15 protein-coding genes are annotated in these 13,084 nt (G+C 59.7%); 3 read left to right on the forward strand and 12 right to left on the reverse strand.

Annotation, left to right across the window (positions count from 1 at the left end; translation table 11 throughout):
• Positions 1-2: 2 nt before the first annotated feature.
• From puhE to AACL53_RS11350, 3 genes are all read left to right on the forward strand, one after another.
• Positions 3-848 carry a putative photosynthetic complex assembly protein PuhE gene (gene puhE, locus AACL53_RS11340; protein WP_339084608.1) on the forward strand — a complete coding sequence of 282 codons (846 nt, stop codon included), beginning with the start codon at positions 3-5 and terminating at the stop codon, positions 846-848.
• 39 nt (positions 849-887) lie between these two features.
• On the forward strand, positions 888-2,120 hold the full coding sequence (gene hemA, locus AACL53_RS11345) for a 5-aminolevulinate synthase (protein WP_339084609.1): 1,233 nt from the start codon (positions 888-890) through the stop codon (positions 2,118-2,120).
• Between the two features lie 63 nt (positions 2,121-2,183).
• Entirely contained in the window at positions 2,184-2,540 is a 357-nt protein-coding gene (locus AACL53_RS11350; RefSeq protein ID WP_339084610.1) for a cytochrome c family protein, read from the forward strand.
• 95 nt (positions 2,541-2,635) lie between these two features.
• Here AACL53_RS11350 and AACL53_RS11355 read toward each other — a convergent pair whose 3' ends face one another.
• From AACL53_RS11355 to AACL53_RS11410, 12 genes are all read right to left on the reverse strand, one after another.
• On the reverse strand, positions 2,636-2,833 hold the full coding sequence (locus tag AACL53_RS11355; protein WP_339084611.1) for a hypothetical protein: 198 nt from the start codon (positions 2,831-2,833) through the stop codon (positions 2,636-2,638).
• A gap of 240 nt (positions 2,834-3,073) precedes the next feature.
• Positions 3,074-4,003: a photosynthetic reaction center subunit M gene (gene pufM / locus AACL53_RS11360; RefSeq protein WP_339084612.1), complete on the reverse strand. Its 930-nt coding sequence runs from the start codon at positions 4,001-4,003 to the stop codon at positions 3,074-3,076.
• A 17-nt stretch (positions 4,004-4,020) separates the two neighbouring features.
• The gene (gene pufL, locus AACL53_RS11365) at positions 4,021-4,863 is read right to left on the reverse strand and encodes a photosynthetic reaction center subunit L (RefSeq protein ID WP_339084613.1); all 843 of its coding nucleotides are present in this window, start codon (positions 4,861-4,863) and stop codon (positions 4,021-4,023) included.
• Between the two features lie 117 nt (positions 4,864-4,980).
• A complete protein-coding gene (gene pufA, locus AACL53_RS11370; RefSeq protein ID WP_339084614.1) occupies positions 4,981-5,175 on the reverse strand; it encodes a light-harvesting antenna LH1, alpha subunit in 195 nt (64 codons plus the stop codon).
• An 11-nt stretch (positions 5,176-5,186) separates the two neighbouring features.
• Positions 5,187-5,450: a light-harvesting antenna LH1, beta subunit gene (gene pufB, locus AACL53_RS11375; protein WP_339084615.1), complete on the reverse strand. Its 264-nt coding sequence runs from the start codon at positions 5,448-5,450 to the stop codon at positions 5,187-5,189.
• 117 nt (positions 5,451-5,567) lie between these two features.
• Positions 5,568-5,804, reverse strand: a complete 237-nt coding sequence (locus AACL53_RS11380; RefSeq protein ID WP_339084616.1) for a hypothetical protein — start codon at positions 5,802-5,804, stop codon at positions 5,568-5,570.
• A gap of 58 nt (positions 5,805-5,862) precedes the next feature.
• Entirely contained in the window at positions 5,863-7,314 is a 1,452-nt protein-coding gene (bchZ, locus tag AACL53_RS11385; RefSeq protein WP_339084617.1) for a chlorophyllide a reductase subunit Z, read from the reverse strand.
• Complete coding sequence (bchY, locus tag AACL53_RS11390; RefSeq protein ID WP_339086930.1) at positions 7,314-8,807, reverse strand: chlorophyllide a reductase subunit Y; 1,494 nt, start codon at positions 8,805-8,807, stop codon at positions 7,314-7,316. Before bchY ends, bchZ begins: the two co-directional genes overlap by 1 nt.
• A 155-nt stretch (positions 8,808-8,962) precedes the next feature.
• Positions 8,963-9,973: a chlorophyllide a reductase iron protein subunit X gene (locus AACL53_RS11395; RefSeq protein WP_339084618.1), complete on the reverse strand. Its 1,011-nt coding sequence runs from the start codon at positions 9,971-9,973 to the stop codon at positions 8,963-8,965.
• A complete protein-coding gene (gene bchC, locus AACL53_RS11400) occupies positions 9,970-10,899 on the reverse strand; it encodes a chlorophyll synthesis pathway protein BchC (RefSeq protein WP_339084619.1) in 930 nt (309 codons plus the stop codon). Before bchC ends, AACL53_RS11395 begins: the two co-directional genes overlap by 4 nt.
• 96 nt (positions 10,900-10,995) lie before the next feature.
• Positions 10,996-12,153 (reverse strand): methyltransferase, encoded by a 1,158-nt coding sequence (locus AACL53_RS11405; protein WP_339084620.1) that lies wholly within the window; start codon positions 12,151-12,153, stop codon positions 10,996-10,998.
• Positions 12,154-12,162: 9 nt separating this feature from the next.
• The gene (locus tag AACL53_RS11410) at positions 12,163-13,029 is read right to left on the reverse strand and encodes a polyprenyl synthetase family protein (RefSeq protein ID WP_339084621.1); all 867 of its coding nucleotides are present in this window, start codon (positions 13,027-13,029) and stop codon (positions 12,163-12,165) included.
• Between the last annotated feature and the right edge of the window lie 55 nt (positions 13,030-13,084).

The raw sequence follows: 13,084 nt of genomic DNA on the forward strand, positions 1-13,084 counted from the left end.
AATTGGACTACGCAATCGCAATAACGTTTGCAATTTTCGTCTGGTGGTTCAGCACCGGCGCGGTCCTCTATCTTCTGAAGATGCCCGAGCAGACTTTCGGCGTCAGCATGCTGACCGCGACCGCGGTTGCCTGCATGGGCCTATTCGGGCTTTGGATAACGAGCAACGACACGACGGTCGCCTCGGCATTCTGCGGCTTCTCCTGCGCGCTCATTGTCTGGGCATGGCACGAAATCAGCTTCTTGACGGGTTATGTTACGGGAACACGCGTCTCGCCTTGCCCTCCAGGCGGCACAGAAGGCCAGCGTTTCCTCCATGCCACCCAAACGCTGATCTATCACGAGCTTGCGATTGTCGCGACGATGGCGGTGATCGTGTCGCTGACATGGAATGCCCCCAATCAGTTTGGCACTTTGACGTTCGTCATTCTCTGGCTGGCGCGCATCAGCGCCAAGCTGAACGTCTATTTCGGTGTTCCGAACCTCACCGCTGAGTTCCTGCCGCAGCATCTCGCTTATCTGAAGAGCTACTTCCGCAACCGTCCGATGAACCTCCTCTTCCCGCTGTCTGTGACGGTGTCGACGTTGTTGACTTGGCTTTGCATCGACCGCGCAACAGCGCCTGACGCGACGGCATTTGCCGCGACGGGATGGTCGCTACTCGCGGCGCTCATGTTCCTTGTGGTGGTCGAGCACTGGTTCCTCGTCTTGCCGTTGCCAGTCGCCGCACTTTGGAACTGGAAATCCGATCGGTCGGATGAAAATACCGGCTTCGTGCCGATAGAAATCGCGGCGGCGCCAGCACTGCCACGCGACGATCACCTGCGTCCCCTCGCGAGGCGCGCATAGAAAATGGATATGAAGATGAAGGACGCTGGGGAGGCAAAAATGCATTACCAATCTCTGTTCCAGAAGCATCTCGACACGCTTCAGTGCGAGGGCAGATACCGCGTCTTCGCAGATCTCAAGCGGAAGAGAGGCGCGTATCCGCTGGCTCAGCATTGGAACGCGGGCCAAAACCGCGAGGTCGCCGTCTGGTGCTCGAACGACTATCTCGGCATGAGCCAACACCCGGTTGTGCTCAACGCTATGCACGCCGCCATTGACGCGGTCGGTGCGGGCTCAGGCGGAACACGGAACATCGCCGGCACGACTCATTATCACGTCGAGCTAGAGCATGAACTCGCCGACCTGCATGGCAAGGACGCGGCGCTCGTCTTCACGTCCGCATACATCGCCAACGACGCAACGTTGTCGACGCTCGCAAAACTTGTCCCTGGCCTTGTGATCTTCTCAGATGAGAAGAATCACGCCTCGATGATCGAAGGCATTCGCCGTGGGCAGAGAGAGAAGCACATATTCCGCCACAACGACCTCGCGGACCTCGAATGCAAACTTAAGAAATATCCGAAAAACACGCCGAAGCTGATCGCCTTCGAAAGCGTGTACTCGATGGATGGCCATATTTCACCCGTAGCAGCCATCTGCGATCTGGCTGAGAAATACAATGCCATGACGTACCTCGACGAAGTGCACGCAGTCGGTCTCTACGGGGCGCGCGGCGGCGGCATCGCCGAACGCGACGGCGTCATGGATCGCATTGACATTATCAACGGAACCCTGGCCAAGGGCTTCGGCGTCATGGGCGGATATATCGCGTCAACGCGCGCCTGTTGCGACGCCATTAGATCTTTCGCGCCCGGGTTCATCTTCACCACGTCTCTGGCACCCGCTATCGTTGCCGGAGCCACCGCCAGCATCCGCCATCTCAAGGCCAGCACGGTCGAGCGGACTGCCCATCAGGAACGTGCGCGGACTCTCAAGCGGCTACTGAAAGAAATTCGTCTGCCGGTCATGGACAACCCCAGCCACATCGTTCCGGTAATGGTCGGAGATCCCGTGCATTGCAAATCCCTGACCGACACGCTTCTGACGGAGCACGGGATCTATGTTCAGCCGATCAACTATCCGACCGTACCTAAAGGGACGGAGCGGATGCGGCTCACCCCATCGCCTGTCCACACAGACGAGCAGATGGCGCACCTCCTGACCGCGCTTCAAACACTTTGGGCCGCGTGTCCCATTGCCAACGGCAAATATGTCCGCCTCGCCGCGGAATAGAGCGCAGCAACAAAACGCAGTGGTTTGACCCCGAGTACGTGATGGCTACAAAGGAGAATTGAAATGCGCGAATGGATATTGGCAGCAGCGATTTTCGCCGGCGTTCCGGCGGTGGCCGTGGCTGCAGACGCGGAAGCCGGCAAGACTGTGTTCCACAAATGCCAAGTCTGCCATCAACTCGGCAAGAACGCCGTCGGCCCGAACTTGGTCGGAGTGTACGGCCGCAAAGCGGGTACGGCGCCGGATTACAACTATTCGCAGCCCGTGAAGAATTCCGGGATTACATGGGACGATGCACAATTGAATGAATGGTTGCAGGGGCCGAACAAGAAAATTCCCGGCACAAAAATGATCTTCGCCGGCCTCAAGGATGACGCCGATCGGGCCAATGTCATCGAATATCTGAAATCTCTGAAATAGGTCTCTCAATTAAAAAACAAAGCACCGTGAAGGTCAGTCTTCGCGGTGCTTATTTTTGTCTGCGCCATAAGTCGCGTTCGCGCTTACCCATATATTCAAGGGGTTTTTGACGGAGATGCCTGGGCAGGCAACGAGGCAGGCGCCGGCGCGGCCGCAGCCTGGGAAGGTTCCGGCGTGCTGTGACGGCCGATATAGCTGCCGATCCCAGCCGCAAAAATAGTGACAGCGAAGAATCCGATGAAGGTCGCAAAGGCCACGGTGAAGTCGCTCGGTGCATCGGGGTTGCGTTGCATGTCTCTTCTCCTTCTTGCCGGCGGTTTCCTACCGCGAGTTCCTATCGCAATTTAATGTCCCAAAATTCGTTCAGCGCTCTCAAACACTTCAAAGACAAACAATCGGGACCGCCCGAAGTTTCCGCGAAGGCGGTTTATCTGCTCTGTAATTCCCCTGAATAAAAAAGCGAGCGGCTGCCGGATTTACCGGAAGTCGCTCGAGTTGGGGACACCCAAACATCGTGGAGACGTCTGCGTTAGTTAAGGATACGCGGTTGGAGCCAAGCCGTGCTTGATGCCCCAATCGTACCAATTGTCGACGACCGTTCCCGTCAGCAGAATACCTATGCCGCCGCAGAGCGGGCAGAGCACGGCGAACCACCAAGCCCATCGGTGGATCGACTCCACCGTCGCGTTGAAGCCCATCGTCCAGCGCCAGAAGAGTGCAGCCCGCTCGGCCGCCGTTCCTCGATCCGTAATCTGCTCGAGCTCGCGTTCACCGCCATATCTGCCAACCGCTAGGATCGTGGCGCCGTGCATTGCGAACAGCAACGCAGACCCGTAGAGGAAGGCGATCGAGAGCATATGGAAAGGGTTGTAGAAGAGATTGCCGTGATCGAGCGAGAACTGGTTCGTCCAATCCAAATGCCGGAAGATGCCGAACGGCGGCGCCACGCTCCAGCTGCCGATCAGAATTGGGCGAATATACCCGAGCACGAGGAACAGCCAAATCGCGGACGCGAAAGCCCAAGCCACATGCGTCCCCATCCTCAGCTCGCGGGCGCGCTTGTACATCCGCACCCACCACAGAAGGATGGAGGTCGTCAGAAAGAAGCCGGCCATGAGCCACCAGCCACCTTCCTTCAAAGGCGGAAAAATCGTCAGGCCCCACTTGGCATCCGGCGGCTCCAGCGAGAGCCAGAACAGCCGGCGGATGAATTGGATCGGATTCCAATCAACCGACGCCAACATATTGAGGCCGATGATCTCAATCGCGATGATTCCCGAAACGATTGACAGCACACCGATCGTTCCGAGATAGACGGGCCCAACCTGAGCATCGCCGATCTTACCAGCCCAGTACGAGAAGAAGGGCTGGCCTTGGCGGGGCCAACTACGCCGAACGGGCACACCGAACTCAACGGGACCGCGAACTTGCACTTGCGTGAAGATGTTTTGATATTGCGCCATAGCATTCCCCTATCGACTTATGACCAGATCGGAAGCTTCAGCCACCAGTCCCACCAGTCGGCCCACGCGTTGCCTTCCGCCCACAGCGGTCCACTAATGACGATGCAGATCGCGCTGAACAAAACGGCGGAAAGGGCGAGAAATAGCCCGAGCCGATGAATGCCAATGGTGCCGATCGAGTAACCGATCGTATCGCGGAAGAAAGTGTTCTCGTGGTCCGGCGTCTTGACCGGTTCAGGCTCAGGCCCATGTCGTCCGGGATTGACAGCCGAGAGGATCACACCGCCATGCAATGCAAGCGCGAGACACGTCGTGAAGAAGAACGTGATCGCAATCATGTGCGCTGGATTGTAGTGGAAATTCCCGTAGCTGTAGCCGGTGTTCGAGACCCAATCGAGGTGGCTCATGATGCCGTACGGGAAACCGTAGGACCACGAACCCATGAGCACTGGGCGAATGACGACGAGCGTGAAGTAAGCGAGTATCGCGAAGCCGAAGGCGAAGGGCACGTGATAGCCGATGCCGAGCTTGCGGCAGATCTCGACTTCCCGCAGAGCCCACGAGCCAAACGATCCCAACGCGCAAACCGTCACGATCTGCCAGATGCCGCCTTCTTTCAGCGGCGCGAAGGCCAGGCCGTATTTCACATCCGGTGGGTTGATGCTCAGCCGGAACAGACTCCACGTCGGCCCTTGCGAGACGCCGTAGAGGATCATTGCAACGCCGACGATGACGAACAAGATCGTCGTTACGCCGAAGAAGCCGACGTAGAACGGCCCGACCCAGAAATCGAATAGATCTCCGCCCATCAGCGTGCCGCCGCGAACGCGATATTTCCTTTCAAAGCTCAACATGGCCATCGGTCGCTCCTCCGGATGCGAGCATTCGAGCTCGCCTGTTCGTCTCGGGCATGGACGGGCTCGGAACAGTGTCCGAACCGCGTCCTTTTCTTCGTCTGCGGACTTGCCCCGTGAAGGTCAGGCCGGTGCGCGGTCCGGTACTGTCTGCTGCAGCTCTGCCTTCGGCGCCGCAGCCCTGTGCGGACCCTCGAGCCAATTGAAGCGATCTGTGCTGAGCAAAATGAAGTGAATGATCAGCGCCAGCGCAAACAGGAAGGTAAACAACGCGATCAGCGTACGACGCGGATCGAATAGAAGCCAAAGTCGCCACATGTCACCTTCTCCTATGCTACCAATGATTTGACGTAGCTGACGGCGTCTGTAATTCCGCCCGCCGTTGCGTAATTGACGGCGTCGGTCACGCCATCAAGCGATGCGTAGCCATTCGGGCCAGGCAACCAGGGGCGCCACATCCAAACGAGAATGTGAGCGACGATGGCTATTACCGTGAACAGGATGAAGCTCGTCATGAAAATTCCATGAAATTCCTTCGCTTCCTGTTCGGTCAAGCCGGATAAGGATCCGCCTCGCCTATCTTCAATTGCCATTGTCTTTTTCTCCTCATGCATGTTTCAACTTCACCGCGCGGCTAGCGCGGCAGAGATGATCGCGGCTTACGTCCGCGATCTCCGCCCCGCGAGCGATCGCCGGGCGAACGTTTCGGCCTAACCCATGAAGGCGTAGGCCGTGCAGGTCTGTGCAGCATCCCAAGCGCGGGAGATCACCGAAGCCCGGCGGACCTCGTTGGCCTTGTGTAGCCATGTCCACGGCATCATGCGCTCGAGCACCATTGTGAAAAGCAGAACGACGAAGACCGCACTGAAGATGAGGTGATATTCGACCGACGCCTTACGATCGAACCTCCCGTGACGTTCGTCGTGGCGGCTTATATTGATCGCCATTGCGTCCTCCCTGCCCTACTGTCGATTGCGATCCGAAATTCGCTCGCGCGAGCTTGCGTCATGCAGCTTTTCCTTCTGCACTCAACGTGCCCGAACGCGATACGCGCGCTGCCGTCACTGAGGTTTCCCCAGCACGCCGGGCATCGCGCTCTGTTGCATCCCGAAGCCGTTTCGCCGCCGAAATGCGGATCAAGACCGGATGAGATTCAAGTATGGCCTCGAGCGCTTCAAGCGCATCGTCTTCCCACGGAAGTTCTTCATGATGCTTCGCCGGCGTCGCTTCGACTTTGTCGAGTTCGGTGCCAAGCGGCAGAATATTGAACAACGCATCGAAAAGCGCGTTGCAGACTTCCTGCACGATATAGGTCGCGCCTCCGTATCCCATGAACGGAGTTCCTGTATGTCTGCGGATGATGGCACCCGGGAACGACGCCGGTATGTAGATAGCCCGGCCGCCGGTCTCGGCCAGATACATGCGCTCGTTATAGCTGCCGAACAGAATAAGAGGCGTCTTCTCGCGAACCGCTGTTCTCACCGCTTCGTTGTCGGGCTTCACACCATGCCGGCGCGCGAACGCAAAGGTGCACGGCAGTCCCATCTCGACTTCGAGGAAATTGCGCACGCCGCGCGCATAGGTTTCGTTGGCGACAATCGCGAAACTCGCCGTGCCAAAAAAATCCTGAGTGACCGAGCGCCACAGATCCCAGAGGGGCTTGATCGTCGTGTGCTTCTCACGCTCGATGAATGGCTCCGGATCGATCTTCAGAAGCTCGCCAAGCGTGCGAAGAAACTTCGTCGTCGAGTGCAGTCCGATCGGCGCCTGCAGATAGGGACGCTCCAACGTCTCGCACAGCAACCGTCCGAACTCGCGATACATGCAGACGTTGACCTCGGCATCGGCGAGTTTCGGAACGTCCGCCAGATGCGACCCAAGAGGGAAGACCACATTGACTTCCGCACCAATCCCTTCGATCAGGCGACGGATCTCGGCGAGATCGCTTGGCATATTGAACGTGCCGTAGATCGGACCGATGATATTGACCTTCGGCTTTTGCCCCTCCGCCCGTGGCTTGAGCGCCGGAATTTTTTTCCGCCCGTATTCAGTCCATAGCCAATTGATGGCGCGGTTGGCGCTCTGCCATTGATCCTCGTCGATCGTGCGCGGAAGGAAGCGCTTGATGTTCGTTCCTTCCGGCGTCACGCCACCGCCGATCATTTCCGCGATCGATCCGGTGACGACGACCGCCGGCAGCGACGGATCGAGCGACTTGTGCGCCCGCTTCATTGCCGCCTCGGTGCCGTGCTGGCCGAGTTCGTCTTCCGACAGCCCCGTCACCACGATAGGCAATTCGTGCGGGGGCAGCGCATCCGTGTAATGGAGCACCGACGTTACGGGAAGGTTCTCACAGCCGACCGGGCCGTCGATAATGACTTGTAGACCCTTGATCGCCGTAAAAGCGTACACAGAGCCCCAATAGCCGCCGGCGCGATCATGATCGGAGACGAGCATCAGATCATCTCCTCCGCTTTGCGCTTCTTGGCTTCCTTGTCGAGGCGGCGCTTGTATTCCTCGCGGAATTGCAAGTTGTCCTTTGGCGTCTCTTGCCAGACGCCCGCCGACGCGCCGCGTCCCACACCTTCAAAAAATTCTTTCATCGTATCGAAGCGAGATTTGTTCGCGAGCGCGGCGTTGACGACTGCAGCAAGCGAGCCCGCGCCCGCCGGCCCCATCAAGGGCCGCGCCGAAATCAAGTTCGTGAAATAGAGCGACGGGATCGCCATCTCCTTGGCCTTCTGCACAACCGGAGTCGTGCCGATGGCGAGGTCCGGCTGGAATTCCCGAAGCGCGGCGAGGTCCTGCTCGAGCGACGCGCGATAAGTGACGGTTATGCCCTTGGCATCGAGCCATTCGCGATCGGCTTCGGACCAGGCGGTGCGCGGGCACGCGGTGCCCACATAGCGCACGTCGGCGCCGCTCTCGACAAGGAGGCGCGCAACGATGAGTTCGGAGCCTTCGTATCCCGAGAGCGTCACACGTCCCTTGATCGGCATCTTCGCAAGTGCCGCGGAAATCATCGGCAGAACGCGCGACTTGGCTGCATCTATCTTCTCGGTCGCGACGTTGCAGGCTTTGCCGATTGCCTCGAGCCAAGCCGCTGTGCCGTCGCGGCCAACCGGCGCCGACCCGACGATCGGCCGGCCCGCCGTCTCGAATTCGCGAATGGATGCCGCATAGAATGGATGAATTGCCGCCACCGCTGCACAATCGAGAGCGGCATAGAGTTCGCGCCATTCGCGTGTAGGCACGACCGGTCCGGCGGCGAGGCCGAGTGGTTCGAGAAGCATGCCGATACCAACAGGATCAGCAGGAAACATCTCGCCGAGCAGTGCAATCGTCGGCTTGGCGCTGCGACCGGTCCGCGGTGCCTTCACCGCACCATTCTCAGCTTCGGTCCGGGCATATTTGAGCATCGCGCCGGCGAGAACATCCTTCGCCTCTGCGTGGGTCGGAACGCCAAAGCCCGGCACATCGATGCCGATGATGCGGACGCCGTCGATCTCCTTCGGAAGAAGCTGTAGCGGAATCCCGGACGCCGTGGGCACACAGAGATTGATGATGACGACGGCGTCGTATTTCTCGGGATCGGCGATGTTGTGAACCGCTTCGCGAATGTCCTCGAAAAGCTTCCCCGTGACCAAGGTCTCGGAGTTGAACGGCACGTAACCGACGGTTCGCCGCGCGCCATAGAAATGCGATGTGAACGTCAGGCCATAGACGCAGCACGCCGAACCCGAGAGAATCGTCGCCGTTCGCCGCATCCGCAGGCCGACGCGCAGCGATCCGAACGCCGGGCACATGCTTTGCGGCTGATCGTGCGGCCCTTGCGGATAGTCGGCCGCATATCGCGCCAGCGTTTCGGATTTACCGGCCGCATCGGCGGCCCGGCGCATCTCGGCCTTGCCCGCATGGCAACCCAAACCGTCGCCCTTCACCGCAGGCATATCAGGCACAGGACCGTTATCCGGCTCTGACAGAACCGCGCCACCGTCCAATGGGTGAGCCCCGGAAAGCTCGTCGTAGACGACTTCCGAAGTCGAGCGTCTTGCGAAATTTTCGTGCTCGGACACTGCCATTGCGCACTTCTTTTCGAGCGGTATCAGACGGTCTCGTAAATGACTTCGAGTGACGGCTTCTCGGCGACGCTCCCGCCGCACATGTCTTCGAGCGAAGCTGGTTGAAGGACGACGTCGCGGCCGGTGTGTTCGCTTGAGAACAGCCCGAGCAATTCATCCTGCGTCAGCGGCTTCGGCCGCAGCGGCTGCGCTTCCGCGACATTGAGCGACAGCTCTTCGAACAGCGGTGCCCAGCGGCCGCCGGGGCGCCCGATGATCTCGTAGTTGGCGCTCTTCTTGCGAATGTCGTCGTGCGCTGGAATGGCAGCCAGTATCGGGATGCCCGCTTCCTTGCAGAAGGCGTGCGCTTCGCCCGTTCCGTCATCCTTGTTGATGACCATGCCCGCGACGCCGACATTGCCACCAAGCTTGCGGAAGTATTCGACCGCCGAGCAGACATTGTTCGCGACGTAGAGCGACTGCAGATCGTTGGATCCGACGACGATCACTTTCTGGCACATATCACGCGCGATCGGCAGGCCGAAGCCCCCGCACACGACGTCGCCAAGGAAATCGAGAAGGACGTAGTCGAACCCCCATTCATGGAACCCGAGTTTCTCGAGCAGTTCGAAACCGTGAATAATGCCGCGTCCGCCGCACCCGCGTCCGACTTCCGGACCGCCGAGTTCCATGGCGAAAACGCCGTCACGCTTGAAGCACACGTCGCCGATCTTGACATCTTCGCCGGCGAGCTTCTTCTTCGATGACGTTTCGATGATAGTCGGGCAGGCACGGCCGCCGAAAAGAAGGGACGTCGTATCGCTTTTCGGATCGCAGCCGATGAGCAGCGTGCGCTTTCCTTGCTGCGCCATCATGTAGGAGAGATTGGCGAGAGTGAAGCTCTTGCCAATTCCGCCCTTTCCGTAAATGGCGATGATCTGTGTTTCTTTCGTCGGCGTCGTCGTGACGACTGGATCGGGCTCAATCGCCGCCTCGGCACGGAGAAAATCTTGCATGCTGTGACCGGACGAAGCCGCGCTTCCGCAACCGCTCATGACGCTCTCCAATCCAAGATCATTTTCAAGCACGAAGGATCGTTGAACGCTGTGCGGTACGCCGCGCTCGCATCTTCGGCAGCCATGCGATGCGTGATCAGGCCATCGAGGCCCAAGCGCCCGTCATCGATCAGCCTAGTCACGCCCACGATATCTTCCGGACGCCATTCGGCGGCGACGCGAATGCGCGCCTCCTTCATGAAGGCGGGCGGGAACGCAAACGACAGAGGCTCGGCATAAAATCCGGCGAGAACAACTTCGCCTTGCGGCGACAAACGTCCAATCAGCGTGTCGAGCAGCTTCGCATCACCGCTGACATCGTAGATGGCATGAAAGCCTTTATGAGCGTCGTCCGGAGCGACAACCTCGTAGCCGTCGGCTCCCGTTCGGCGCTGTTCGTTGACTTCCCAGACGACGGGCGGCTCGTTGCCGAGCGCGAGCGTAATGCGCGCCAGCAGGCGCCCGAGCACCCCATGCCCGACGATCAGATCCGGTGGAGCTGCATCATGGATTGCATGGTAGGCCGTGGCGGCCAGGGCGATAAGGACGCCCCGCTCACCGAGCGTCTCGTCAATCGGGATAACACGCCGGCCCGGGACGACGACACGCGACGCGGCGCCTCCGAAGAGTCCGCGAACGTTGCCGTAACATTGCGCGCCCGGCACGAATACACGATGGCCGACACTCAGGCCCGACGCATTGCCCGCTGAGAAAACGCGGCCGACGGATTCATATCCCGGGACGAGCGGATATCCGAGGCCGGGGAATGGTGGCATGCGCCCTGACCACAGGAGGCGCTCCGTTCCCGTGCTGACGCCGCTCCAATCGACGTCGACCACCACGTCTTCGTCTCCCGCGGCAGCAAGAGCAAGCCGGCTGAGCACCAACTGCTCTGGCTTTTCCAAAACGACCGCGAGGGCGTCCATGTGATGACCCACTCTGCGAGGCCGCAAATTCGCCGCGGCCCCTTCTTGTGTCAATCTACTTGAACATCATCTTGTGTCAAATTAAAATTACACTTCTTACGCGGTCGCGATGACGACGCCGGTTTGCAGCACGCGCCGACCCTTGCAAAAGCGAACATTTTTGAACCCTGCTTCGATCAAGAGATTTGTGAATTCCTCCCGCGTTCTCACGCGCCCGCGCCCCATGGCCATCAGGTAGAACCCGAAATAAGCCGATGCCATCGGTTCGTGCCCCATATCGGGCAACGGCTCGGCGATCAACAGAACTCCGCCAGCGCCGAGAGCCGCATGCGCCGACCTGAGCAGCGTGAGCACCTTTTGATCGTCGTGATCGAGAGCGATCCTGATCAGCGAAATGACGTCCGCGCCTTTCGGCAGAGGATCACTAAAAAAATCACCCCCGAAAATTTTACTTCGAGGGCCAAGCCCTCGCCGCTCGAGCTGAACTTTCGCACGCTCGATGACGGCCGGGATATCAAAGAGCATCAACTGCAAATGTGGGAAACGCGCTGCCGCCTCTGCGAGGAACGTCCCCTCGCCGCCGCCGACGTCGAGCAGGCAGCGGCAGCGCTGCAACGGATAAGCATCGAGAACCTCGTCGGCGACGATGGGCTGCGATGATGCCATCAACGCGCTATAACCCGCGACCTCCTCGGAACTCAGATCGCTAGGCTGCCGAGTTGCAGCATAGGGCCAATATTTGCCGAGTTCAGTGGGCTTGGCTGATCGCCGTAACAACGAAACTGGATCGAGCAAATCCGCATAGAGGTGCCGATGATGCCCAACCATCGCAGCAACGCCGGGATTTCCAGCGACTGCGGCCCCGAGGGCTCCGAGTCCGTAACGCCCCTTCGACCGCTTCTCCAAAAGCCGGAGCGCTACGGCCGCGTCGGCCAGCCGTTGAGCCGCGTCGATGGGCAACCCGCAACGCCGCGCAAGCGATGGCAAATCGAGCGGCGCTTCCCGAAGAATGCCGAAGATACCCAGTTCAACACAAGCGGCGAGGATCTGCGAATAAACGAACCCCGCGCAAATGTCGAAGAGGTCATAAGCGCGCCGCCGGGCAATCAAACGAGTAGGATAAAACGAAGCCGCCGCGCTTTGAAAACGGGCACTCGCATACATCCGATCGCGCAACGAGAGCACGCGATCGATCACTGCTTGAACCGTGTCGTTTTCCCAGAATGGCGCCACGGCACGACCCAGGCTCAGCATAGCGGCTCACTAAGCGGCGACAAGCAGCTCTTTCGGCAGGTACGGAAGCGCGGATCTGGCGATATGGACGCGCAGCGCGTCGCTACCCGGACAGGGCGGAACGGAATCCGTAGCGTCGGCAAGCAAACTGCGGAGGCGCCGGACCGCACCCTGAACGCCCAGCTCTTGCGCCGCATTCGGGCGCCCTAACGCGCTGTCACGCTTTCCCGGCTTCCCTCTCTCGGCCGGGTCGGCAACGACATCGCAAATATCGTCCGCGATCTGATACGCTTCACCCAAAAGTTCGCCGAGCCGGCGCCATGATTCCGAATCATGCCCCGCGGCCTCTGCGCCAGAGATCGTCGCCGCAGAAAAGAGCGAGCCGGTTTTCGCCCGATGATATTCGGAGAGACAGATGCTCTCCTCGCATTCCCAAGCTTGCCCCGCAACGATACCGCAGGGGCCGCCGACGGCCGCAGCCACGGTCGAAAGAATCCGCGTCCCGCGCTGTGCCGAGATCGGCAGACAGAGCCCGAGCGTTTGGAAAGCGGCGACGATCAGCGCGTCTCCGGCGAGCACGGCAAGCGGCGCGCCGTATGCCTTATGCACCGAAGGCCGGCCGCGCCGTTCTTCCGCATTGTCGAAGCACGGAAGGTCGTCATGAACGAGGGAAGCGCAGTGCAAAAGCTCGATTGCAGCCGCGGCGCTGCTCGCCAGTTCCGGCTCGTCGTCGCCGCAGGCAACCGCCACCGCCAAACACAAGCGGGGCCGCACGCGAGCCCCACCGGGAAAGACGGCATGGTTGATTGCAGACCGCAGCTTCGGGGGACAGGGCGACTCGCATGCGAACTGAAGCGTTGCCTTGAGAGAAAGCTCGATGCGTTGATCCGTGCTCATGATCGCGCCTTCCCACTGTAAAATTGCTTTGCCTATTTTTAGTGTCACTATATAT

Origin of the sequence: Hyphomicrobium sp. ghe19 (genome assembly GCF_902712875.1) — a bacterium.
Classification (GTDB): domain Bacteria; phylum Pseudomonadota; class Alphaproteobacteria; order Rhizobiales; family Hyphomicrobiaceae; genus Hyphomicrobium_B.